Below are 21,899 nucleotides of genomic sequence, written 5' to 3'. Positions count from 1 at the left end.
GCGGTACGGACGGTGCCCGCCCGGCCGGGCACACGGCAGTGGGGCGGGAGCTCCACCGAGCGCCCGCCCCACTGCTGTACATGTTGTACGGATCACACGGTGGCCGTTACGGCGTGACCTTCTCGATCACGACGCTGGCAGTGCCCGCGGCGGTGCCGCGGCCGTTCACCAGGTGGACCTCGCCGAAGAACTGCCGGCCCTCGGGGGCCGCTCCGGCGACCGCGACCTCGGCGGTGATCTGGGCGGAGGCGCCGTTGGCCAGGTTCACGGCCTTCGACTCGTCGACCTTGATCGTGCCGAGCGACGGTGCGTAGTACACGTCGCGGTAGTCGTACGTGGTGGTCCCGGCCGGGACGTCGTAGCCGTCGATCACGACGGTGTACGTGCCGGCGGCGGGCTTCGCCAGGCTGACCGCCTCCTCGGAGCCGGCCGTGGTGGACTTGCCGACCGTGGCGCTGCCCCGGTAGACGTACAGGTCCAGGTCGGCGTTGGCGTCCGCCGTGCCGCCGATGGCGACGTCCAGCTTCTCGACGCCCTCACCGATGGTGACCGTGTACTCCTGCCGGTCGCCCGTCTTGATCGACGGCTTCGCGACCTTGGCCGAGCCCAGCGAGCCGCCCTTGAGCGCGCCCTCCAGGTCACCCGCGTTGTTGGTGACCTTCCAGTTCACCGCGGCCGGCGTGCCGATCTTCGCCTCGGCGATGGTCTGCACCGCCGGGTCGAAGGTGGCACCGAGCAGCGAGACATCCAGCTTGTACGGGTTGTCCAGCAGCGGCGACGTACGCCGTGCCTCGACCTCGATCTCCCAGACGCCCGGCTGCGGGTCCTTGTACGAGCGCACGTCCGGACGGCAGGTGTTGGCCGGGTTCTCGTAGTTCGGGTAGCAGAACGGCGTACCGCTGTCCTCCATCTGCACCCCGTACGGGTGGATGGAGATGAAGCGGGTCTGGCTGCCCGAGCGCAGCGCGCCCATGGCGACCTCAAGGGTCTTGGCGCCCTCCGGCACGGTCACGAAGTACGACGTGGTGCCGTTGCGCTGCACCGAGCCGGACGCCTTGAACGCGTAGGCGGGCTTCACGAGCTTCGTGGAGACGACCACCGTGGTGAGGATCTGCTGGTCCACACCGACGGTCTTGCTGTCGTCCACCTTCAGGATCGCGCTGTGCACGCCCGCGCTGCCCGGCTTCGCCTGCACCTTGACGGTGACCGGCTTGCCCAGCGGCAGCGAGACCGTGCTCGAACCGGTCAGCTTGAAGGTGCCGTCGTTGTTCTTCCACGACAGCTTGTGCTTGACGGCCTTGTCCGGGCCCGTGGTGCGGGTGATCGTGACGTCGTACGACTTCGTCTGGCCGGCCTTCAGGCCGCCCTCGCGGTCGTACAGACCCGTCCCGAAGCCGGGGGTCTTCAGCGCGAAGTCGATCGCGGTGTCGACGGGGGCCTTCACCGAGTACTCGTGCGCCGGGGCGCCCTGCTTCTCGATCTGCTTCCAGGCGCCGACGATGTCGATCAGACCGGAGCCCTGGGCGTGCGCGGGCACACCCTTGATGTGGGTGGCGGTGCTGGTCAGCGCGGTCCGCAGATCGGCCGGGGGCAGCTCGATGTGCTTCTGCTTCGCGGCGGACAGCAGCAGCGCGGTCGCGCCCGCCGCCTGCGGCGAGGCCATCGAGGTGCCCTGCAGCATGGAGTAGCCGGCCGGGAGCGAGTAGCCCGACTCCTTGACCGGGCCGCCGGGCAGCCAGGTCTGGGTGGTGTTGATGGCCGCACCCGGGGCCGTCAGGATCGGCGCGAAGCCGCCGTCCTCACGCGGACCGCGCGAGGAGAAGGGCAGCATGTCGTACTTCTTGGTGACGTTCGAGCCGTAGTTGGCGGCCCAGGTCTCCTTGGAGATCGACGCGCCGACGGAGATGACGTGGTCGGCGAGGCCGGGGTCACCGATGGTGTTGACGCCCGGACCCTCGTTGCCGGCCGAGATGACCAGCTGGACGCCGTAGATGTCGATGAGCCGCTTGTAGAGCTCGGCACGGGCATTGTTGCCGTCGTTGAGCGGGGGCAGTCCGCCGATCGACATGTTGACGACATCGACACCGCGGTTCACGACGAGGTCGATCATGCCCTCGGTGAGCGCGATGTTGGTGCAGCCGCCGTCCCAGGTGCAGGCCCGCGAGGAGACGATCTTCGCGCCCGGCGCGGCGCCGTTCATCTTGCCGCCGAACAGGCCGTTCGCGGCGGTGATGCCCGCGACGTGGGTGCCGTGCTCGCTCTCTATGACGCCGATGCTGACGTAGTCGGAGGTGTCTCCGGCGGCGTTGTAGACGACGTCCTTGCGGGTCTCGACGACGAACGGGATCCGCTCGACGACATCGGTCCGCGGGTCGTCCTTGCCGAAGTAGGAGACCTGGTGCTTCTCCTTGTACGGCTTCAGGACGGCGTCGTCGGAGAAGTCCGCGTTGTTGTTCAGGTCGACGCGGGTGGTGCCGGTGACCGGGTCGTAGAGCACGGCCCACACATCGGTGGTGTCGCCGTCGCGGTTCAGGTCGCCCGCCATGTCGCCGCCCTTGGTGGCGGCCTCGGCGAACAGCTTGATCTTGTACGAGCCCTTGGGCGCCTTGTACGTACCGCCCTCGTACGTGAACGTCGGGCCGGACACGGCGTCCGTCATCCGCAGCCAGGTGCCGTCGTCGTCACTGACCGGGTCGGTCGCGGTCACCCAGTCGACGATCTTGCGGGCACCGGTGGTGGTCTTCTGCAGCGCCGGGTGGCCGAGGTCGACACCCGAGTCGAGGACACCGATGGTCACCCCGCGGCCGTCGGCCTTCGGGTGCTGCTGGACGAAGTCGACCGCGCCCGTCTCGAAGGACGGGTTGTACGGGTTCTTCGCCGGGGTCTTCTTGCCGGGCGCCGGGTAGGAACCGGTCGACCTGGTGGCGGCCTTGGCTCCGGTCGCCCGGTCGCCGGTGGGCGTCGGGTCGTCCAGCTTGATCTCCTGCTTGAGATCGATGCCGTGGACGGACGGCAGCTTGGCGGCCGCCTTGATGGTCGCCTCGGCGGACGCGGTGGGCACGGTGGCCCGTACGTAGCCGAGCTTGTCGTACGCACGGCCCAGCACGGAGCCCTTGACGGCGTCCAGCTGCTTGGTGACCTGCTCGGTCGCACCGGGAGCGGTGGCGACCATCATCGTGATGTTCTTCTGGCCCTTGGCCTTCGCCTTGGCCAGAAGCTGCTCGTCGTTCGTACCGAGCTTGTCGGCCGTGGCGCCCTCGGCGGCGGACTTGACCGGAGCCGGGGCAGGAGCGTCGGCGGCGAAGACGGGGGCGGCGCCGGTGGCGGCCAGCGCGGCCACCAGGCCGGCGGCAGCCGCGACCCGGGCCGCGCGTCTCGCCCCGGGTATGGAACTGGGGGACTCGGAGGTCATCAGCATCCCTGGATATGAAAGAGAGAGTCCGGAATTCGGTACCGGATGACCGCTCACCCTTTCGTAAATGACAGGGGTTTGTGGAGAGTTGAAGGGGGCGAGATGGGGACATGGCGGGCTTCCGCCACCGTGGCTGATCCGCCATCAGGGACGAAGCGGTGGATAAGCGATGCCTCTGGTTCGCCCCACCGTTCTCAGCGGGGCAGGATCATCACATACGCCGCCGGTTCGCGGTCGGCCGCCGCCAGCAGCGCCGTACGCACCACGACCGCCTGCTGCTCGCTCGCGTCGCGGAGCGTCCTCGGCGCGAGGCGGACGACGGTGACGCCGAGCCGCTCCAGATGCTCCCGCTCCGCGGCGCGCCCGGACCACTCGGTCCCGTGCTCCCGCTCCTCCCGGTACCGCCCGTCGTCGGGCCCGCCGCGCCTCGGCGCCCTGATGTCCAGCTCCACGGCGACCGCCTGCTCGGGCCAGTAGGCGTCCACGCCGCCGAGACGGGGGCCGCCGGGCAGCCGCAGGTCCACGTTCCACAGCGGCTCCGGCAGGCCGTACGTCCGCACCATGTCGTACAGCCGGCCCTCCGCCAGCGCCCGCCCCTCGGCGAGGAACGAGTCGACGGCCTGCACCACCTGCGGCCGGCCCAGCAGCTTCGCACGGCTCAACTCGCGTACGACGGCGGCCGGTTCGCAGTGCCCTCCGCGCACCGCCTCGATCAGCAGCCCGCGCACGGCCAGGGGGTCACCGAGCCCGGCGACCGCGTCCGCGAGCGCCCGCTCCACGGGGGCCACGGGCAGATCGCGCACCTGCTCGGCGCGGGGCGTTCCGGAGGAGCGCACCAGATGGACGTACCCGACCGAGCGCAGCCGCCGGGTGCGCGGCACCAGGACGTCGATCCCGGCCGCCGACGCGGGCGGCGGCGCGGCGGCGAACCCGTGCAGGGCGAGCGCGGCGAGCCCGGTGAGCATGGCCTCGCCGTAACCGGACTCCGGCTCGGCCTCCCGCCCCGGCTGCGCCGGTACGCCCCGGCGGCCGGAGGCCGGTGGCCGGCCGGCGTACAGCAGGGCGGAACGCAGCCGTTCCTCACCGGTGGGCGGCTCCGGGTGCAGGACGTACACGCCGGGCAGCGGCTGCTGCCACGGCCCACCGGCCCGGCAGTGCGCGGCGGCCTCCGCGGCGGACACCCCCTGCGCCCTCAACTGCGCTGCGGACAGCACGCGTTGGCGGAGATCGTCGGCGATGCGGGGGTGGCAGGGGGAGGGCGGGGTGTTCTGGGTCATGTTCCGGGGTATCCCGCATACCGTGGCGGCGCTAACCCCTGTTACACGCTCGTCGACAATTCAGGACAACGCCGTCCTAAAGTACGCACGTTCGACGACCGAAAAGGCCCGACCCGGCCTCTTCCGGCCGGTCACTCCGGTCACTCCGGTCGAGGACGGCGCCGGGACCGCCCGGCCCCGGCGCCGTCCGCCGGACGTCAGATCCCGGCCCCGGCCTCCGCCGCGCCCGCGTCGCACGCCTGCGCCCGCAACGCCCGCGCCAGATCGTCCCGGGCCTCCAGCACCAGCCTGCGCAGCGCCGGCGCCGCGTCCTCGTGGGCGGCCAGCCACGCGTCCGTCGCGGCCAGCGTCGACGGGTCGTCCTGAAGCGCCGGGAACAGGCCCCTGACCACGATCACCCCGATCTGGATCGACCGCTCGGCCCACACCCGCTCGATCGCGTCGAAGTACTTGCCCGCGTACGGCGCGAGCAGCTCCCGCTGCGACGACTGCGTGAAGCCCGAGATCGTCGCCTCCACCAAGGCGTTGGACAGCGCGTCCGACTCCACGACGCCCGCCCAGGCCTGCGCCTTCACCGCGGCGGAGGGCCGCGAGGCCCGGCACCGCACCTGGTGCCGCTTGCCGGACGCCGTGTCGTCGCGGGCCAGCTCGGCATCGATCACCGACTCGTCGGCCACCCCGTGCGAGGCCAGCGGGGACAGGAACGCCCACCGCAGCTCCTGGTCGACGTCGAGCCCGTCGATCCGGGCCGAGCCGTCCAGCAGCCCGGACAGCAGCTGGAAGTCCGCCTCCGAGTCGGCGACCGACGCGAAGAACCGCGCCCACGCCAGCTGGTGCTCGCTGCCCGGCTCGGCGATCCGCAGCTCCCGCAGCGCACCCTCGGACAGCGCCCGGCCGCCCTCCTCGCGCCACCCGGGCGCCGCGTACTGCACCAGCGAGGTCCGGGTCCAGGTATGCAGCATCTGCAGCACGCCGATGTCGGACTCCCGGCCCGCGAAGGCCAGCACCAGGGAGACGAAGTCGCGGGCCGGCATCAGCCCGTCCCGGGTCAGGTTCCACAGCGCCGACCAGCACAGCGCCCGCGCCAGCGGGTCCGTGATGTCGCCCAGGTGGGCCCGCAGCGTGGCCAGCGACACCTCGTCGAAGCGGACCTTGCAGTACGTGAGGTCGTCGTCGTTGACCAGGATCAGCTCGGGCCGCTCGGCCCCCGCCAGCTCCCCGACCACCGTGCGCGGCCCCGCCACGTCCACCTCGGCCCGCGCGTACCGCACCAGGTCGCCGTCGGCGGTCCGCCGGTACAGCCCGACCGCGACCCGGTGCGGCCGCAGCTCCGGGTGGGAGTCGGCCGCCTCCTGGAGGACCGCCAGTTCCGTGATCCGGTCCGCCGCGTCGTACGTCGCCACCGGCGTCAGCGAGTTGACGCCCGCGGTCTGCAGCCACGACCGCGACCAGGAGGCCATGTCACGCCCGGACGTCTCGGCCAGCACGGACAGCAGATCGCCCAGCTGCGTATTGCCGTAGGCGTGCTTCTTGAAGTAGCGCCGGGCGCCCTCCAGGAACGCCTCCCGCCCCACGTACGCCACCAGCTGCTTCAGGACCGAGGCGCCCTTGGCGTAGGTGATGCCGTCGAAGTTCAGCTTGGCGTCCTCCAGGTCACGGATGTCGGCCGTGATCGGGTGCGTGGACGGCAGCTGGTCGGCGCGGTACGCCCAGGACTTGCGGTTGTTGGCGAAGGTGATCCAGCCGTCCTCGAAACGGGTCGCCCCGACCATCGCGAAGACGCCCATGAAGTCGGCGAAGGACTCCTTCAGCCACAGGTCGTCCCACCACTGCATGGTGACGAGGTCGCCGAACCACATGTGTGCCATCTCGTGCAGGATGACGTTGGCCCGGCTCTCGTACGCGGCCTGCGTCACCTTGCCGCGGAAGATGTACTCCTCGCGGAACGTGACACAGCCCGGGTTCTCCATCGCGCCGAGGTTGTACTCGGGCACGAACGCCTGGTCGTACTTCCCGAACGGATACGGGTAGTCGAAGTTGTCGTGGAAGAAGTCCAGGCCCTGCTTGGTGATCAGGAAGACGTCGTCCGCGTCGAAGTGCCGGGCGAGCCCCTTGCGGCACATCGCGCCGAGCGGGATCTCCAGCGTCGTACCGTCCTCGAACGTACGGCTGTAGGAGTCCGTCACGTAGTGGTACGGACCGGCGACGACCGCCGTGATGTACGTGGCGATCGGCTTCGTCTCGGCGAACCGCCAGGCCCCGCCGTCCCGCGACTCCTCCGCCCCGTTGCTCCAGACCGTCCAGCCCTCCGGCGCCGTCACCTGGAAGCGGAAGGGGGCCTTCAGGTCGGGCTGCTCGAAGTTCGCGAAGACGCGCCGCGCGTCGGCGGGCTCGTACTGCGTGTAGAGGTAGACCTCGCCGTCCTCGGGGTCGACGAACCGGTGCATGCCCTCGCCGGTCCGGCTGTACGCGCACTGCGCGTCGACCACCAGGACGTTCTCGCCCTCCGGCAGCTCGTCCAGCGCCACCCGTGCGCCGTCGAAGACGACGGCGGGGTCGAGCGACCGCCCGTTCAGCGTCACCGCGTCCACGGCCGGCGCCACCAGGTCCGCGAAGGTCGACGCCCCCGCCCGCGCGTTGCGGAACCGGATCGTGGTCACCGAGCGGAAGGTCCGCGGACCGGCGGCGGCGTCCCCGTCACCGTCGGGCCCATCCACGGCGGAACGCAGATCGAGTTCGACCTCGTAACCGTCGACGGTCAGCAGCTCGGCCCGTACACGGGCCTCGTCACGGGACAGGTTCTCACCGGGCACGGGCACACTCCTTTGTGTCACGTTCGAATAATTTGATCCTCCCATGCCACCACTCGGCCCGGCATACGGGAATGGCCGGTGCGCCCCGGGGCGTTCTGGCGGGCAGATGCGATGGCCCTTATGAGGAGAGACATGTCTGACAACAGCACGGCGACCGGCAGGACCCCCGTCGATTTCTGGTTCGACCCGCTCTGCCCCTGGGCCTGGATGACCTCCCGCTGGATGCTGGAGGTGGAGAAGGTCCGCGACGTCGAGGTCCGCTGGCACGTGATGAGCCTGTCCGTCCTCAACGAGGACAAGATCGACGAGCTGCCCGAGGAGTACCGCGAGCTGCTGGAGAAGGGCTGGGGCCCGGTCCGCGTGGTGATCGCCGCCCAGCAGAAGCACGGCGACGAGATCGTCGGCCCGCTGTACACCGCGCTCGGCACCCGCTTCCACAACCAGGGCGAGGGCCCCACCCGCGAGGCGGTCGTGGGGGCGCTCCAGGATGTCGGCCTGCCGGCCGAGCTGGCGGACTTCGCGGACTCGGACGTGTACGACGCCGAGCTGCGCGCCTCCCACAAGGAGGGCATCGACAAGGTCGGCCAGGACGTCGGCACCCCGGTCATCGCCGTCCCGGGCGCGGACGGCGAGCAGATCGCCTTCTTCGGCCCGGTCGTCACCCCCGCCCCGAAGGGCGAGGAGGCGGCAAAGCTGTGGGACGGCACGCTGCTGGTGGCGTCGATCCCCGGCTTCTACGAGATCAAGCGGACCCGGACCCAGGGCCCGATCTTCGACTGACCTGCCGGGGGCGGTGCGGGGCCCGGCGGCTGTCCGCCCCCGCACCCCCCGCCTCACGCGTACAGCGCGTCCAGCTTCGGCAGCCGCAGCGCCACCCGCTCCGCGTCGTCGAAGTCGAAGTCCCACTCCGGGTCCAGGTCGGGGTAGTCGATCGTGAACGAGTCGTCGGGCATGTCCTCATCCGTCGCCGTCCGATGCGCGTCCCAGGCGATCCCGAGCGTCCGCTCGCACTCCATCTCCAGGCCCTCGGGCGCCGCGGCCCTGATCACCGGCAGCTCGGCCAGCGTGTCCGGATCGGCGACGACCCGCTCGAACACCTCACGCCCCTGCGCTATCAGCCAGCCCCGGAAGTAGTCGAAACCGTCGTCGGAACAGCCGCCGTTGATCGTGTACGCCGCAGCCCAGAGCGGAGCCCGGTAGGAGGCGGCCATCAAGTCCCAGAGCAGCTGCTGCGCGACGACGATCTCGTCCCGGGGCCGGGTGGCGAGCAGCGCGGAGGCCCGCTCGACGACGGCCTCCGCATCCTCTGGGTCGGTGACCTGTGCGCGGGCGTCGTCGATCAGATTCCAGAAGTCCGTGGTGTCCATGCGGTGCAGCATGCCGGAGGGGTCTGACAGTCTCGGGTGCGGCGAGCTGCCGAGGGGGCTGAGGGAAGGGAGTCCGACGGACATGAAGGTACGACCGGCACGGCGGTCCGAGGCCGCGACACTGGAGCCGGTCACGCTCGTCGACCAGCAGAACCCGTGACGTCCACCGCTTCCGAAGTCCCATGGGGCTCCACGTTGTCCACCGCTCGCGCAGCCCGGCGCCCGGCCGCGGTCAGAGCCAGGGTGACCGCGATCGAGGCCACCGCCATCGCGGTCATCGCCGTCGCGGGGGAGGTCCGCTGGGCGACGGTGCCGGCCAGCGCCGCCGCGACGCCCTGCATGGTGAGCATGCCGGAGGAGTGCAGGCCGAGCGCCTGACCGGTGAACTCGTCCGGGGTCAGGGCCATCAGCCGCTCCTGGAACAGCAGACTCGCGGAGAACCCGACCGAGGCCAGCACCGTCAGGGCGAACGCCAGGGGGAGCGCCGGGCGCGCGACGAAGAGCAGATACGGGGCGGCCAGGAGCAGTTGCAACGGCGTGGCCAGCCGCCCCCGCCGGTGTCGCGCGACGAACCGGCCCGCCACGGTGTCCCCGACGAGCATCCCCAGCGCGGCGAAGGCGAAGAGGAGCCCGGCGTGCTCGGGTGCGTACGGGACGAAGAGCGACTCGCAGCCGACGATCAGCCCGTTCGGCACCCAGAGCGCGAGATAGACCCGGCGGCGCGGGCCCGAGGACCACAGCACGGCGTTGATCCGCCAGGTCTCGGCGGCCGACGGCCGCCCGGCGGAACGGGGCGGCCGACGCGCCAGCCCGAACCGGGCGACGACCGCACCCGCCAGATACAGGGCGGCGGCGACCAGCAGCGTGCCGCGCGCGGACAGCGTCGCCACCAGGAGCCCGCCGAGGGCGAACCCGCCGATCTGCATCAGGCCGGAGCACATGTTCAGTACGGAACGCCCCAGCAGATAGCCGTCCTTGGGCAGCACCTCGTTGAGCAGTCCGTACCGCACACCGCCGCCCACGGCCGCGACCGCCCCTTCGGCCAGGATGATCGCGAAGACCACCGGCAGCGGCAGCCCGGGGACGGCGAGGACGGCGGTGGCCAGTCCGAAGGCGAGTGCCATGCCGGTCATCGCGGCCCGGGGCGGCAGCCGGTCCGCCGCCGACATCAGCACGGTCGCCCCGATCACCTGGGCGAGCGAGGAGCCGAACATGGACAGGGCGGCGAGCAGCGGCGAGTCGGTCGCGGCGTAGACGAGGGTGCCGAGGGCCAGCCCGCTCGTCGTCGACGCGGCGACCTGGACGGCACTTGTCGCGAAGAGCGGTCCGAACTGCGGCGTACGGAAGAGTTCCCGGTAGGTGCGCATGCGGGGAGTCTCGGCGGCCGTCCGGGGCGACCGTTACAGTTTCGCGTGTCGGCGAAACGTGGAGGCATGACGTCGTGGGCCTGTGGCAGATCAACACGGACACGCTGGCCGGGAGCCGGTTCGTCGTCTCACCGCTCGCCGAGACCCTCTCCGCCCTGAACTCCCTGGAGCGGGGCCGGCCCGAGCACCCCGGCGAACGGGCCTGGCTCGACGCCCATCTGCCCGCCTACCGAGCCCGGCAGGCCGCCGACCCGGTCGCGGCCCTCCTCGTACCGGCGGCGCTCGGCGGCAGCTGGAACGCGGACTTCATCACCCCGACGCCGACGGGCGAGGGCGCCCCGTCCTTCGAGGAGGAGCTGGCCCCCGTCCGGGCGACCACCCCCGAGCGCGCCCGAGCGGACCTGGTGGTGTCGCTCGGCGGCGGCCCCCTCCCGGCGCTCCTGGACCGCGACGACCTGGCCCGGCGGGCCGCCGACGTCCTGCACTGGGTCTGGCTGCACACCGTGCTGCCGGACTGGCCGCGCCGCCGCCGGATCATCGAGGCGGACATCGTCGCGCGGACCGGACAGCTGAGCCAGGGCGGCTGGGCGGCCGCCCTGAGCGGTCTGCGCCCGGGGATGCGGTGGCTGGGCGACAGCCGGCTCCAGATCAACGCGCACGACTACCCGCCGAAGCAACTGTCCGGCGTACGGCTGCTGTTCGTCCCGGTCACCCAGCGCTCGGGCTGGGTCTCCTGGGACGACGAAGCCCGGCGCTACGCGGTCGTCTACCCCTGCTCCGGCACCCTGGCCGACGCGGACCGGGCCCGGGTCCCGGACAGCCTGTCCCGCCTCCTCGGTCCCGCGCGAGCGGCCGTCCTCGTCCTCCTCGCCGCCCCGAAGAGCACCACCCAACTGGTCGCCCTGACCGACCAGGCCCTCGGCTCGGTCGGCCGCCACCTCAAGATCCTCCTCGACGCGGGCTTGGCGGACCGCCGCCGATCAGGCCGTTCGGTCCTGTACTTCCGCACGGAGGCGGGCGACGTGCTGGTGGGGGCGCAGCAGGGAGGTTGAGGGGGCCGGCCGCTCACCCCTTCACAGCGGCAGCGGCGCCCGTCGACGGAGCGAGCCCCCTCGCCGACCGCGAACGCGACGTGCTGCGCGGGCTTCAGACGTCGTTTCTCATGGCGTATCCGCCCGGTGAGCTGCGCACGGCGGATCTGAATCAACGGTGGGTCCCGGATGGCCGCCCAGCTGTGTCCGTTCGTACAGAAAGACGAGTCAGCCGACGTTGCCCGTCTCCACCGGGAAGTCCGGCGGCCGGGGCTTGGACCAGTCGTACAGCGACTCCCGGTCGGTCATCAGCGCGTACTCCGCCTCGCGCCAGTTCGGGATGCTCCCGATGACAAAGCTGCCTCCGTCAGGGTCCAGCATCCAGGTGTACTCGGCGGCGGATGGCTCCAGCCCGTGCCGCTCCTTCAACACGGCGAACTCGCCAGGACTGGCGCGCCGGATGTGGATCCCGTTGCGGTAGCAAGGCTGGAGGAGCATCAGCTCCACATGCCCGATGTAGATCTCGATGTGCGTTGTGGTTCGGTCAATCACGTTTGTAGCCCTTGTCCTTGTCCGCCGACTCCCCGGATGTCCCGTCTGGCAGGGTTGGCGGATGATCGAGCGCGAAGATTCCCGCCCTGACGAACGGTCGGCGCAGGCACTCCAGTCGTTCCTCGCCACACTGTGGAGCATGGTCGTCGATGAGGACAGTTACACCGATGGTCACCCGTCCTGGCTCGAACCCGAGCGCAGGAGCGACCAGCAGGGCAACGGTCCCGCCGACGCGGGGGCGAGCGCGCTCCAGCGGGTGCTGGCGTGCGGTGTGGACCCGGACGATCTGACCGACGTGGTACGGGAGGTGCAGCACGAAGTCCTCTACAACGTATGCCAGTTGCTCGACGATCCCGGCCTGCTGGGAATCGGGCTGGACCACGAGGGATCCCGGCCCGCGGAGTTCCGCTGGGAGCTCGTGGCGGTCCGCGACGGGGAGCCGGCCGGACGAGTGCCGGTCCACGGGCTGCACTCCTCGCTCGACGAACTCGACCCCAGCGGCCGCCACGGCGAGCCGCGCGGCCGCCCGATTCCCGCCCGACTGCCGGGCCACCCGCTCCACGCGAGGCTCGCCGTCGCCCACGCGCGCGCGGGCGACCGCATCCGGGCGATCAGAACCTGGCGCAAGGCGACCGGTGCGACCGTGACGGAGGCGAAGGCGGCCATCGATCTCCTGGTCGACCGGGCGGAGGAGGGGCCAGGAAGCGCGCCCTGAGCCCACTCGGGGTGAAGCGGAGATGGGCGCCGGGGTATTCGCACCGCCACCGCCACCGCCACCGCCACCACCAACGCGACCGCCGACCCGTTGATCCTTCTCGGGCAGAACACCTGGCGGTGGTTTGTTCCTCTGCTACCGGCCTACTACGGCCCTGACCCCCCGTCAACAGTCAACCGCCGGGGTGTGTTTCAGAAGTGGATCAAGGTTGTGCGCTGATCACGTTTGATGGCTCGGAGAGATCTGGCAGCCACTCAGTGGACGGTACCGGAGCGGTTGATGCCGCCGGGCATCAAGTCCGGCCGCCCCCCCGCCTCAAGCGCCACCGGGCGGTGGCCACGAGATACGACAAGTTTGCCGTCCGCCACGAAGCCACGGTGCTGGTCGCCGCCATCAACGAATGGCTGTGACCAGTACTTCCGAAACCCGCCCCAGTGCTTCAGCTGGCACCGGAGCGGTGCAGTCGGCGAAAGTGAGTCCTCACGCGACGGAACGATCAAGCTGCGGAAGACTTCGCCGGCGGCAGGGGAGGGAGCCGTGGTGGTGAGCGATGGTGCTGCAGCGGCCACCGATGCCCCATGGCCGGCGCATCCGCAAGTGAAGGTGGGGAACCGAAATGAGTTTGCGCCTCTATCTGGACAGCGCCCGGGAGCCCCGTATGCCGGACGGGTCGGCAGGTGAATGGGTCGATTTCTTCGACGGGACGATGGAACTGGAGGCCAAGAACTGGCCGCCGCTGCTGTGGTGGGCGATGTTCAGCCCCGGAGACCTCGTGGATGCGAGGATCGCCGACACCGAGGACGCCGGTACCGATGAGCACGCGGAGTTGCTGAGCGAGTGGGGCGAGGCCACCTACCCGTACCTGGTGGTCGACCAGCGGACGGCGCTGTCGCGACTGCACGCCCGGCGGCAGGGACTGACCAGTCGGCTCGGCGCGCAGTTCTCGCCCCTCTACGATGAGTTCGTCGCGCTCATCGACGCCCGGTTCGGTCCCTACGTGCTGCTGCGGACCGAGGCGTTGGCCGATGGCGGTGAAGGCGGCATCCGCCTGCTGTTCGAGGAGACCCTGGCCGACTTGGAGCGCCTCGACGCCGGTCATGCCACAGCGGCCGGCGGGCGAGTGGACAGCCTGATCTCGGATTTTCAGCGGTGGCAGCACACGGATCCGGTCTGGCTACTGTCAGGTGTTGGCGACGGATGGCCGAGCGTCGCGCTGCGGGAGCCCTACGCTGCCACTGCGGTCAGGCGGTCATCCAGCCAGAGTGCCGAGCGGTCCACCGCTGTGGGCTGGGTGTGGGGCGTTCTCGTCGTGGTCTGCAGCATCGGTGCGTACTGGCTCACCGGGAGTGTCTGGCCGGTCGTCGTCGCGTTCGGCGTGGTCCTGGCCGTGCTGGTGGCAGGTTTCGTCCGGCGGCGGGGGTGAGCGGGCAGGCCGGCACGACGGGGCAGGTGACCAGACCTGACTGCTACACCCCCGCCGACGCCGCCCGCGCCCCGACCTGGCCGGCCCAAAGCAATACGCGCCGTCCGGGCCTGGCTCGGCCCCTGGACCAGCCTCCAACGATGCCGGCGAGCCTGGACGAATGCACCCCATCACCGGAACTCCGAGCCCTGATCAACGCCGTCGGCGCAGGCCACCCGCTTGACCTCTACTCCCCGGCTTAACAAACCACCGCTAGCGCCCCCGCTGGCGTCCCACACGCCTTCTGAACTGCGAACCGGCTAGCGGACCCCGTAGATCTGGCCCGTCTGCGCGCCCTCGACCGAGCGGACGTACGCCGTCGCCACACGGGCCGCCGGGACCGCCTCCATGCCGGAGAAGAACGGCCCGTAGGAGGGCAGTGACTCCTCGGCCACCGTCGGGCTGACCGCGTTGATCCGCTGGGGCGGGAGTTCGATCGCGGCGGCCCGTACGAACGCCTCGACCGCACCGTTCGCCGCGGACGCGGCCGCTCCCGCCACGATGGGCTCCTCGGTGAGGACCCCGCTGATCAGAGTGAACGAGCCGGTCGTGGCCACGTGCCGGGCGCCCTGACGGACCAACTCCACTTGGCTCAGCGCCTTGCCGCGGAACGTCGCCGCGAAATCGTCGGCGGTCAGCTCACGCAGCGGCTTGAACACGGCGTCGCCCGCCGCGACCGCGACCGCGTCCAGCGGGCCGGCTTCCGTATACAGCCGGGCCACCGCCTTCGGGTCGGTGACGTCGGCCACCAGGTCTCCGCCCGTACGGCCCACGCCGATCACCTCGTGCCCGCGGGCCGCGAGCGCCTGGCGTACCGCACCGCCGAGTGTTCCGCCCGCGCCGACCAAAAGAATCCTCACAACACACCGTCCATCACATGTCGGGAAATCCCGGGAACCCCCCGGGCATCCACGACGCTACGGATCGCGCCCGCATGCCCGGAAATGCCGTTTGGTCAGGGACTATGCTCCGTAGGCATGAATGATGTGGAACTGCGCCACCTCAGAGCTCTGAACGCGGTGGCCGAGGCGGGCACCGTCACCGCCGCGGCGGCCCGGCTGCACATGACGCAGCCCGCGCTCTCCCGTACGCTCGTCCAGTTGGAAGCGCGCGTCGGTGTCCGGCTCGTCGATCGTTCCACCCGACACCTTGCCCTCACTGCTGCCGGGACGACCTTGCTCGGCCACGGGCGGGCGATCCTCGCCCACCTGGACGCGGCCCTCGCGGACACCCGGACGGTTTCCCGCCCTCTGCGTCTCGGCTACACCTGCGCGGTGCTCGGGCAGCAGACCGTTCCGCTGCTCCGGTCCTGGCGTCGTACGCACCCACACACCGCGCTCGAGGTGGTTCGGCAGGACAACAGCACCGCGGGCCTCGCCACCGGGGACACCGACGTGGCGGTGCTTCGCACAGTTCCCGCAGACCCGCGCATCCGCACCGAGGCCCTCTACACGGAGGACCGGGTCGCGACCCTGCCCGACGACCACCCGCTCGCGGGCAGGGACCGGGTGCTGCTGGCCGAGCTCACCGCCGACCAGGACCTCCCGCTGGCCCTGTGGCCGGACACCGGCACCGCCTCGCCGGACCTGTGGCCCTCGGGGCAGCGCCCGGCCCGGACGGTCGAGGTGGGCAACGTGGACGAGTGGCTGAACCTCATCGCCGCCGGCGGAGCGTTCGGCCTGGGCGCGGCGGGCACGGCGGAGAGCCACGGCCACCCAGGCGTCCGCTTCGTCCCGGTCTCCGACGCCCCTGCCGCCACGGTCTACCTCGCCCGCCCCGCCCACCCCACGCATCCACGGACAGCGGAGTTCCTCGCGGCGGTCCGGGACGTGGTGAGCGGCGGCTAGCCCAGCCGTCAGCGCAGATCACCCCGGCTGCCGACTCACTGGTCATGAGCTGTGCTTCCTCTCATGAGGCGAAGGCCGCGGAGAGGATCTGGTTGACCAGGGCGAGATCATTTCCTCCGCCGTTGGTGGGGTTGAAGGAGTACACCAGGCGGCGACGCAGGTCACGGGTCGTGAACATGCCGTCGGTGTAGCCGAAGGTGCTGCCGGTCTTGCCCCATACGGTCACTCCGTTGGACAGGGTCGCGCGCATCAGTCCGGCGCTGTAGTAGGCGCGGCCGTGACCCGGGTCGTGGGCGTTGCCGTCGAGGTAGGAGACATTGGGGACGGTGAAGAGTTCCGCTTGCTCGGTCGGTGGCAGGAGTCGTCCTCGGAAGAGGGCGGTCAGGAAGCGGTCGAGGTCAGCCGTGGTGGAGATCATGCCCCCGGCGCCCGGGTTCTGTTCGGTGATGTCGACCAGTTGCGTCCCGCCGTCCGGCTGGGGCACGGCAATGTAGCCGTGGGAGTGAGGGCCCGGGATCGTGGGGTCGGTCTCCGGGGCGGTGGTGTCGCGCAGGTGCAGCGGCCGCAGGATCCGGTTGGTGATCTCCTGCTGGTAGGTGTGTCCCGTGAGGTTCTCGATGAGCAGCCCGGCGACGTAGTAGCCGGTAGCTCCGTACGCCTGCATGGAGCCGGGCACGGCGAACGGTCGCTCATGCTGAACGGCCTTGGCGATCAGTTCCGCGAGCGGGTGGTCATCGAAGCGGTGCTCGACGATGCCGTCCGGGGTGGTGGGGATGTCGTCCGGTGTCAGTTCGGGAATGCTGCTGGTGAAGTTGAGCAGGGTGCGAACCGGGATCGGCGGGTAGCTGTCAGGCAGTACGTTCGGCAGGTACCGCTGGACGGGCTGATCGAGGTCGACGCGGTCTTCGGAGGCGAGCTGCAGCAGCACGGTGGCGATGAAGGTCTTGGTGACGCTGCCGAGGCGGAACCTGCCGTCGGCCGGAACCGGTGCCCCGGTCGCGACGTCGGCAGTCCCGTACGTGCCGACCCAGTGACCGTCCGGGCCGCTCACCCGCGCAAGCACTCCTGTGACCCGGTCAGGCGCACTCGAGAGCGCCCGTTGCAGGACCTGCGGGTCCAAACCCGGCAACTGGCCACTGGCGCGCTCGACCGCCACCGTGGGCCGCTCAGCAGGAGCCGCTGCCGCCGGGAGGGTCGTGCCCAGCGCCACCGCGGCAAGAACCGCGCAGGCAAGCGCCGCCACCGGTACCCGCCTGCGCCGGCCCCTCGTCGTAGTTGCCTCGGTATCGGAAAGACATGGCTTGGAAGTCATGCCCATGACGGTGTCGCACAACCGCTGTGTGACTCATCAGGGAACACCCCCGAGAGGGCCCCCATTAGCCCCTGAGACCGCTTCAGCTCGATTCGGTGGTCAGGGGGTGACGCGGGCCGGTACTGGTGGGATGCTCGCGCCGATCGGGTTGGGAGACCGCTGATCCCGAAGCCTCGGCCGGGCGCGGCGGTGAGCCGGCCAGTGGTGAGGCGTCTTCGTAGCGGACCTCGTAGACGCGCTCCGTGAACTTCCAGCCGTCGCCGGTGCGCTGATAACGGTCGTGGTAGATCGCGTAGTTCAGCCCTCCCCGGCCGTCGAGGCCACGCCCCACCTCCGATATGTAGGCGCGGCCGGACGCGGTGTCGCCGTCGAGCCGGATCACGCCCGGGTGTGTGTTCTGCACAAGAAATTCCACAACATCCGGCACCCGCCTGCCCCAGGCGCGGATCGCCTCCCGCCCTTCGAGTTCAACGGGAATGTTGGGCATCCGCAGAACACCGTCCGGTGTGAACAGCGAAGCGATGCGGTCGTAGTCGCGCATCATCGCCCCGTCGGTGAACTCACCGCGCAGTGCTTCGATCTCCACACGATCCGCGATGGCCTGAAAGTCGCTCATCGGTCTTCTCCATGTCGCATTGGACCCGGTGCACGCGACACCCGCTGGATGGCGCGTCCGTCCCAGCAGTACGACGGCATGGCCCTCCGGAATGTGACACGGGCCCGCTCGGGGACAGGGTTAGGCTGCGGCACGGCGTCGGAGAAGGGCGGCCGACGGAGGTCGAACTCGACCCGGAAGCAACGGGATACGGAGGAGGACAGGGATGGGGGCCATGGCGGATCAGGGCAACGGGAGCGACGAGCGGCGGCGAACGGCCGCTCCGGCCGAGCTGGGGGGTGTCCTCGCGCGCTACCGGGAACGCCCGACGATGGGCAAGCTCGGCCTGACCGTCGTTCCGGTCGCCGCCTTCCTGCTGTTCGGCGGCATACCCGACTCCATACCGGGCACCGGCCACCTCGTATTCGACGTCATCTGCCTCCTGCTGTGCGTCTGGGGCGTGTACGAGCTGACCCACTCCCTCGCCTCCTGGCTGATCCTGCACGAAGGCGGAATCGTCTACCGGGGCTGGCGCAAGGTGCGGTGGGCGCACCACTGGGAGGACTTCAAGGACGTCGTCCTCTCCCGTGAGGCCACGTACGTCGGCCCGTCCTCCCGGCCGATCTCGGACAAGATCGTCGCGCGCCTGTGGACGGCGACCGGCCAGGGCGCGCGTGAACTGTCCGGCAACTACTTCCTGACCGACGTCGGCGCGGGCCCCCTGCGCACGTTCCTGCGCTCCCCGGGGAACCTGACGCCGATGTTCGCGGGCATCATCGACCGCGTCGCCGAGGCGCGTGTGCGGCACGATCTGCGCGAACTGGCCACCGAGGGCGGCAAGGTCCAGTACGACCACTTCGAGCTCGGCGGTACGTACCTGCACGTCAAGGGCGCCGCAGACGAGATCCCGTGGGACGAGGTCACCCGCCTGACCGTGGACGCCGACCAGGTCGCCATCACCGTTCCCCACCTGCGACGCCGCATGGAGGGCCTCAAACTCAAGGCGGACGGCCGCCGGGAGAACTACCGGGTCGGCGCGGACAACACCCTGTACATCGAGGACAAGGGCCTGAGCAACTGCCGGAAGGCGATCATCTGGTCCGTCATGTCCCACATCGCGGAATCCATCGACGCGGAACCGCGGTGACCGTGGCTACGGGCAGGACCCGCACGGGGCGCGCGGACCAGTCGACGACGCGTCCGCCCGCGCGAGCGGTGCAGGCGTACGGCCCTCCGGCCCTGAGTCGTATGACGGCCTCCCACTGCCCGTGGTCGAGCCGGCGGAAGGTTCGGTCGCGGTGCTCCGCGTCGAACCGTGGGAGTGGCGGCGTGCTCGGCCCGTACGAGCAGTTCGTCGGCGGTGACCTCGCACCGCCAGGCGGTCCGGAGGGGCCGCCTCACGTCAACTCCGTTTGACCGATGGTCAGATGGACCCAGACGGTTTTGCCGGGGTCGCGCGGCCGTACGCCCCACTTCGCGGCGACCGCGTCCACGATGACCAGGCCGCGGCCGGAGAGGTCGTCGAGCGTGGGGGTGCGGAGCGTGGGCATCCGCCACTGGTACGAGTCGGAAACCTCCAGTACGAGCGTGCTGTTGCGACGGCGTAAGCCCAGCTCGAAGTAGTCGCCGGTCCCTTTGGCGTGGTTGACCACGTTGGTGCTCAACTCGCTTGCGACCAGGGTTGTTTCGTCGATGAGCCCGCTGAGTCTCCACTCGGCCAGGATGCTCTCGACGTGGCGTCGAGCGGCGGGGACGGAGTCCCTGCGGGCCCGGAATCTCTTGATGTGCGTGCGCCCGGACATGGGTCCCCCAAGGTCGTGGGTGGGCAGGCGGATCGGCGGTCACGGAGTGCGCCCAAGGGGGCACTTTTTGTGACGCATCCCACGCTAGAGCGAGACTCTCCATCTATGCAATCGAACTGCATCGAGAATTTGCATATTGCTCACGGTCTCAAGCGCCTGGCGCGTAGCCTCCGTTGACGTGCAGACTGGTCACACGGAGTAAGAGGAGGGGACATGCCCGCAGGTGGACGCCCTACTGTGCGCAGCAGGCGGCTCGGCGCGGCGCTCAGGAGGTATCGCGAGGCGGCGAAGCTCGACCAGCACCATGCTGCCGAACACATCGTGGGATCGAAGGCCAAGATCAGTCGTATCGAGGCCGGTCAGGTCTCGGCGCGTCCCGGCGATGTTCGGCTGCTCCTTGAGCTGTACGGAGTGGAAGACATCTCCGTGTACCAGCAGTTGGAGCAGCTGGCTCGGGCGTCCAACAAGCGCGGATGGTGGCTCAACTATGAATGGGCGGCCAAGCCGGAGTACGCGGACTTCATCACGCTCGAATCCGACGCGACGTATATCCGTACTTGGCAGTCGTTGTTCCTGCCGGGACTTCTGCAGACGGACGACTACCTGAGGGTTCTGCTCGGTGCCGGCCTGAAGGTTCATACGCCCGAGGCGATTGACGAGATGGTGGCCATTCGTCAGACGCGCAGGAAGGTGATCGAGGAGCATGGTGCCCGGTTCGCGGCAGTCATCTGGGAGCCCGCGCTCACGGCCCCGATGCCTTCCGCGAAAGCGCATCGCGACCAGCTCCTGCACATCCTGAACGTGGCTCAACGGCAGAATGTCAGCGTTCAGGTGCTCCCTGCCACGGAGTGGGAGGCCGCGCACATGGCGTCACATTTCGTCATGTTCAACTTCGGTCCTGAACCCGCCCCGGAGGCAGTCGCCTTCGACAGCACGACGAGCACCGTCATCATCGAGGACCTTGAAGAGATGGCCACGCATGCGCAGATCTTCGAAGCCCTCAGATCGGCGGCGCTGACGCCCGCGCAATCGCTCACCTTCCTGCGTGAGCACATCGCAAGCATCCCTGAGAGCGAGAAAGAGCAGTAATGAGGAACCAGCAGATCGTCACCGAGTTCAAGAAGTCCAGTGCCTCGCAGGGAGGGCAGCAGGACTGCGTCGAGGTAGCCCACACCGCCGACGGCGGCCGCGCTGTCCGGGACAGCAAGAACCGGGACGGCGGGCTCCAGTTCTACGCCCCCGAGGGGTGGGCCGCGTTCGTCGACGGGGTGAAGGGCGGGGCCTTCGGGCGCTGACGCACCCGGGGCGGGCTGCGCTAAACGTGGGTGAGCAGGCGCTCCAGCGGTCGGGGTACGTGCTTGAGGTCCAGGTGCGCGATCAGCGCCTGCGCGTACAGCGCCTTGCGGCCGCTGTGCGTGCCCATGAACCGTCGCAGCTGGTGTTCCACGGGGCGTTCCCGCTGTGCCGGCTGGCCCTGGAACGTACGGAAGGGGCGCATCTCGCCCTGGGCCTCGATCACCTGCTGTACGCCCTCGGCCCCCAGTGCGCGGATCAGTTCGTCCTCCAGGTCGGCCACGCACACCTGGAACCCGAGGGTCTCCAGTCCGGCGCGGGTGAGGTCGGAGCCGAGCCCGACCCTTTCCAGATGGCGCCGGAAGTGCCCCTCCTCGCCGATGTCGCAGAGCCCCGCCAGCGGGAGGCCGAGCCCCGGCGGGCCGCACACGTCCAGGAAGCGCCCGATGCTCATCGCGCCGCCGAGCGGTACCACCGCGACGCCCTCCGCACCAAGGTCGCGGCCGTGGCGCGTGGCCAGTGCTTCGATCGCGACCTGGTCACTGCTTCCCTCGACGAGCACGACCGTACGCACACCGCCGGCCAGCTCCCGCGCCTCCGCGGTTGCCGCGTCCGACCCCGCTCCGCCTGCCGCCCATACGACCGCCGCCTGGCTGAATCGCCTCAACTCGTCCACGAGACCTCGCTTCCCGACGCCATCCTGCACGGCGGGGATCCCGTACGCATACACGTTTTCCCGACCCAGGTCGTCCAGGGACCGCTCGGCTGGTGACCGCCGACCGCATTGCCGGGCGACGGTCCCCGGCGGGGACGAAGGTGGGCCCACGCGCACCACGCGTGGGCCCACATTCGTCGGTGTCCGGGATCAGCTCGGCTGGTCTCCGGTGTACCGGTAGATGCCGCCTGCTGAGTTGACGTGCCATACGGTGCCGTCGGCTGCCACGCCGATGTCGACGGCGTTGCCGGGGATGCCGACCCAGGGGTTGGCGTCGTGGCCCGTGTACCGGTACATCTGGCCCAGGGAGTTCACGCCCCAGACGTGGGTCCTGGACCC

Annotated in this window: 20 protein-coding genes; 8 read left to right on the top strand and 12 right to left on the bottom strand. The window is 70.2% G+C overall.

From position 1 onward, the window contains the following. Positions 1 to 106: 106 nt before the first annotated feature. From ACFVX4_RS03360 to pepN, 3 genes are all read right to left on the bottom strand, one after another. Complete coding sequence (locus ACFVX4_RS03360) at positions 107 to 3,418, bottom strand: S8 family serine peptidase (protein ID WP_389971420.1); 3,312 nt, start codon at positions 3,416 to 3,418, stop codon at positions 107 to 109. Positions 3,419 to 3,606: 188 nt separating this feature from the next. Continuing rightward, a complete protein-coding gene (locus ACFVX4_RS03355) occupies positions 3,607 to 4,689 on the bottom strand; it encodes a hypothetical protein (protein ID WP_389971418.1) in 1,083 nt (360 codons plus the stop codon). 197 nt (positions 4,690 to 4,886) lie between these two features. Then, a complete protein-coding gene (gene pepN / locus ACFVX4_RS03350; protein WP_389971416.1) occupies positions 4,887 to 7,502 on the bottom strand; it encodes an aminopeptidase N in 2,616 nt (871 codons plus the stop codon). A gap of 132 nt (positions 7,503 to 7,634) precedes the next feature. Here pepN and ACFVX4_RS03345 point away from each other — a divergent pair, with 132 nt between their 5' ends. Next, positions 7,635 to 8,282: a DsbA family protein gene (locus ACFVX4_RS03345; RefSeq protein ID WP_266493758.1), complete on the top strand. Its 648-nt coding sequence runs from the start codon at positions 7,635 to 7,637 to the stop codon at positions 8,280 to 8,282. Positions 8,283 to 8,335: 53 nt separating this feature from the next. On the opposite strand, the gene ACFVX4_RS03340 is transcribed toward ACFVX4_RS03345, so the two are convergent. Together ACFVX4_RS03340 and ACFVX4_RS03335 are read right to left on the bottom strand one after the other, a co-directional pair. Beyond that, positions 8,336 to 8,869 (bottom strand): DUF4240 domain-containing protein, encoded by a 534-nt coding sequence (locus ACFVX4_RS03340; RefSeq protein WP_389971413.1) that lies wholly within the window; start codon positions 8,867 to 8,869, stop codon positions 8,336 to 8,338. Positions 8,870 to 9,000: 131 nt separating this feature from the next. Further along, positions 9,001 to 10,236, bottom strand: a complete 1,236-nt coding sequence (locus ACFVX4_RS03335; RefSeq protein WP_389971411.1) for an MFS transporter — start codon at positions 10,234 to 10,236, stop codon at positions 9,001 to 9,003. Between the two features lie 74 nt (positions 10,237 to 10,310). Here ACFVX4_RS03335 and ACFVX4_RS03330 point away from each other — a divergent pair, with 74 nt between their 5' ends. Beyond that, positions 10,311 to 11,288 (top strand): helix-turn-helix transcriptional regulator, encoded by a 978-nt coding sequence (locus ACFVX4_RS03330; RefSeq protein WP_266493765.1) that lies wholly within the window; start codon positions 10,311 to 10,313, stop codon positions 11,286 to 11,288. Between the two features lie 207 nt (positions 11,289 to 11,495). Here the strand turns inward: ACFVX4_RS03330 and ACFVX4_RS03325 are convergent, their stop codons facing one another. Then, positions 11,496 to 11,819: a hypothetical protein gene (locus tag ACFVX4_RS03325; protein ID WP_389971409.1), complete on the bottom strand. Its 324-nt coding sequence runs from the start codon at positions 11,817 to 11,819 to the stop codon at positions 11,496 to 11,498. 61 nt (positions 11,820 to 11,880) lie between these two features. Between ACFVX4_RS03325 and ACFVX4_RS03320 the strand changes: the two genes are divergently transcribed. Together ACFVX4_RS03320 and ACFVX4_RS03315 are read left to right on the top strand one after the other, a co-directional pair. Next, positions 11,881 to 12,534 carry a hypothetical protein gene (locus tag ACFVX4_RS03320; protein WP_389971407.1) on the top strand — a complete coding sequence of 218 codons (654 nt, stop codon included), beginning with the start codon at positions 11,881 to 11,883 and terminating at the stop codon, positions 12,532 to 12,534. A 658-nt stretch (positions 12,535 to 13,192) separates the two neighbouring features. Continuing rightward, positions 13,193 to 13,957, top strand: a complete 765-nt coding sequence (locus ACFVX4_RS03315; RefSeq protein ID WP_389971405.1) for a hypothetical protein — start codon at positions 13,193 to 13,195, stop codon at positions 13,955 to 13,957. 299 nt (positions 13,958 to 14,256) lie between these two features. Here ACFVX4_RS03315 and ACFVX4_RS03310 read toward each other — a convergent pair whose 3' ends face one another. Then, positions 14,257 to 14,856 carry a short chain dehydrogenase gene (locus ACFVX4_RS03310; protein ID WP_124717688.1) on the bottom strand — a complete coding sequence of 200 codons (600 nt, stop codon included), beginning with the start codon at positions 14,854 to 14,856 and terminating at the stop codon, positions 14,257 to 14,259. Between the two features lie 117 nt (positions 14,857 to 14,973). Between ACFVX4_RS03310 and ACFVX4_RS03305 the strand changes: the two genes are divergently transcribed. Further along, on the top strand, positions 14,974 to 15,843 hold the full coding sequence (locus tag ACFVX4_RS03305; RefSeq protein WP_389971402.1) for a LysR family transcriptional regulator: 870 nt from the start codon (positions 14,974 to 14,976) through the stop codon (positions 15,841 to 15,843). Positions 15,844 to 15,904: 61 nt separating this feature from the next. On the opposite strand, the gene ACFVX4_RS03300 is transcribed toward ACFVX4_RS03305, so the two are convergent. Together ACFVX4_RS03300 and ACFVX4_RS03295 are read right to left on the bottom strand one after the other, a co-directional pair. Then, positions 15,905 to 16,999 carry a serine hydrolase domain-containing protein gene (locus ACFVX4_RS03300; RefSeq protein WP_389972094.1) on the bottom strand — a complete coding sequence of 365 codons (1,095 nt, stop codon included), beginning with the start codon at positions 16,997 to 16,999 and terminating at the stop codon, positions 15,905 to 15,907. 238 nt (positions 17,000 to 17,237) lie between these two features. Further along, positions 17,238 to 17,771 (bottom strand): nuclear transport factor 2 family protein, encoded by a 534-nt coding sequence (locus ACFVX4_RS03295; RefSeq protein ID WP_386896550.1) that lies wholly within the window; start codon positions 17,769 to 17,771, stop codon positions 17,238 to 17,240. A 205-nt stretch (positions 17,772 to 17,976) separates the two neighbouring features. Between ACFVX4_RS03295 and ACFVX4_RS03290 the strand changes: the two genes are divergently transcribed. Further along, positions 17,977 to 18,897, top strand: a complete 921-nt coding sequence (locus ACFVX4_RS03290; RefSeq protein WP_389971400.1) for a hypothetical protein — start codon at positions 17,977 to 17,979, stop codon at positions 18,895 to 18,897. A gap of 250 nt (positions 18,898 to 19,147) precedes the next feature. On the opposite strand, the gene ACFVX4_RS03285 is transcribed toward ACFVX4_RS03290, so the two are convergent. After that, positions 19,148 to 19,552 (bottom strand): ATP-binding protein, encoded by a 405-nt coding sequence (locus tag ACFVX4_RS03285; RefSeq protein ID WP_389971398.1) that lies wholly within the window; start codon positions 19,550 to 19,552, stop codon positions 19,148 to 19,150. 237 nt (positions 19,553 to 19,789) lie between these two features. Here ACFVX4_RS03285 and ACFVX4_RS03280 point away from each other — a divergent pair, with 237 nt between their 5' ends. Next, positions 19,790 to 20,641: a helix-turn-helix transcriptional regulator gene (locus ACFVX4_RS03280; protein ID WP_241196336.1), complete on the top strand. Its 852-nt coding sequence runs from the start codon at positions 19,790 to 19,792 to the stop codon at positions 20,639 to 20,641. Beyond that, the gene (locus ACFVX4_RS03275) at positions 20,641 to 20,847 is read left to right on the top strand and encodes a DUF397 domain-containing protein (RefSeq protein WP_124717692.1); all 207 of its coding nucleotides are present in this window, start codon (positions 20,641 to 20,643) and stop codon (positions 20,845 to 20,847) included. The genes ACFVX4_RS03280 and ACFVX4_RS03275 overlap by 1 nt, the downstream gene beginning before the upstream one ends. 20 nt (positions 20,848 to 20,867) lie before the next feature. Here the strand turns inward: ACFVX4_RS03275 and ACFVX4_RS03270 are convergent, their stop codons facing one another. Further along, complete coding sequence (locus ACFVX4_RS03270; protein ID WP_124717693.1) at positions 20,868 to 21,521, bottom strand: ATP-dependent endonuclease; 654 nt, start codon at positions 21,519 to 21,521, stop codon at positions 20,868 to 20,870. Positions 21,522 to 21,710: 189 nt separating this feature from the next. Next, positions 21,711 to 21,899: tectonin domain-containing protein (locus tag ACFVX4_RS03265; protein ID WP_389971395.1), on the bottom strand; the 189-nt coding region annotated here is incomplete at its 5' end.

This window comes from Streptomyces sp. NPDC058240, assembly GCF_042882135.1.
Classification (GTDB): Bacteria; Actinomycetota; Actinomycetes; order Streptomycetales; family Streptomycetaceae; genus Streptomyces.
Note: the sequence above shows the minus strand (reverse complement) of the source record. Positions and strands in the feature narration are given on the sequence as shown.

Excerpts from the sequence above, each read along its gene's own strand:
- ACFVX4_RS03295 (WP_386896550.1), bottom strand. The coding sequence starts at position 17,771 with ATGAGCGACTTTCAGGCCATCGCGGATCGTGTGGAGATCGAAGCACTG.
- ACFVX4_RS03345 (WP_266493758.1), top strand. The coding sequence starts at position 7,635 with ATGTCTGACAACAGCACGGCGACCGGCAGGACCCCCGTCGATTTCTGG.
- ACFVX4_RS03315 (WP_389971405.1), top strand. The coding sequence starts at position 13,193 with ATGCCGGACGGGTCGGCAGGTGAATGGGTCGATTTCTTCGACGGGACG.
- ACFVX4_RS03335 (WP_389971411.1), bottom strand. The coding sequence starts at position 10,236 with ATGCGCACCTACCGGGAACTCTTCCGTACGCCGCAGTTCGGACCGCTC.
- ACFVX4_RS03305 (WP_389971402.1), top strand. The coding sequence starts at position 14,974 with ATGAATGATGTGGAACTGCGCCACCTCAGAGCTCTGAACGCGGTGGCC.
- ACFVX4_RS03290 (WP_389971400.1), top strand. The coding sequence starts at position 17,977 with ATGGGGGCCATGGCGGATCAGGGCAACGGGAGCGACGAGCGGCGGCGA.
- ACFVX4_RS03275 (WP_124717692.1), top strand. The coding sequence starts at position 20,641 with ATGAGGAACCAGCAGATCGTCACCGAGTTCAAGAAGTCCAGTGCCTCG.
- ACFVX4_RS03320 (WP_389971407.1), top strand. The coding sequence starts at position 11,881 with ATGATCGAGCGCGAAGATTCCCGCCCTGACGAACGGTCGGCGCAGGCA.
- ACFVX4_RS03360 (WP_389971420.1), bottom strand. The coding sequence starts at position 3,418 with ATGCTGATGACCTCCGAGTCCCCCAGTTCCATACCCGGGGCGAGACGC.
- ACFVX4_RS03355 (WP_389971418.1), bottom strand. The coding sequence starts at position 4,689 with ATGACCCAGAACACCCCGCCCTCCCCCTGCCACCCCCGCATCGCCGAC.
- ACFVX4_RS03285 (WP_389971398.1), bottom strand. The coding sequence starts at position 19,552 with ATGTCCGGGCGCACGCACATCAAGAGATTCCGGGCCCGCAGGGACTCC.
- ACFVX4_RS03340 (WP_389971413.1), bottom strand. The coding sequence starts at position 8,869 with ATGGACACCACGGACTTCTGGAATCTGATCGACGACGCCCGCGCACAG.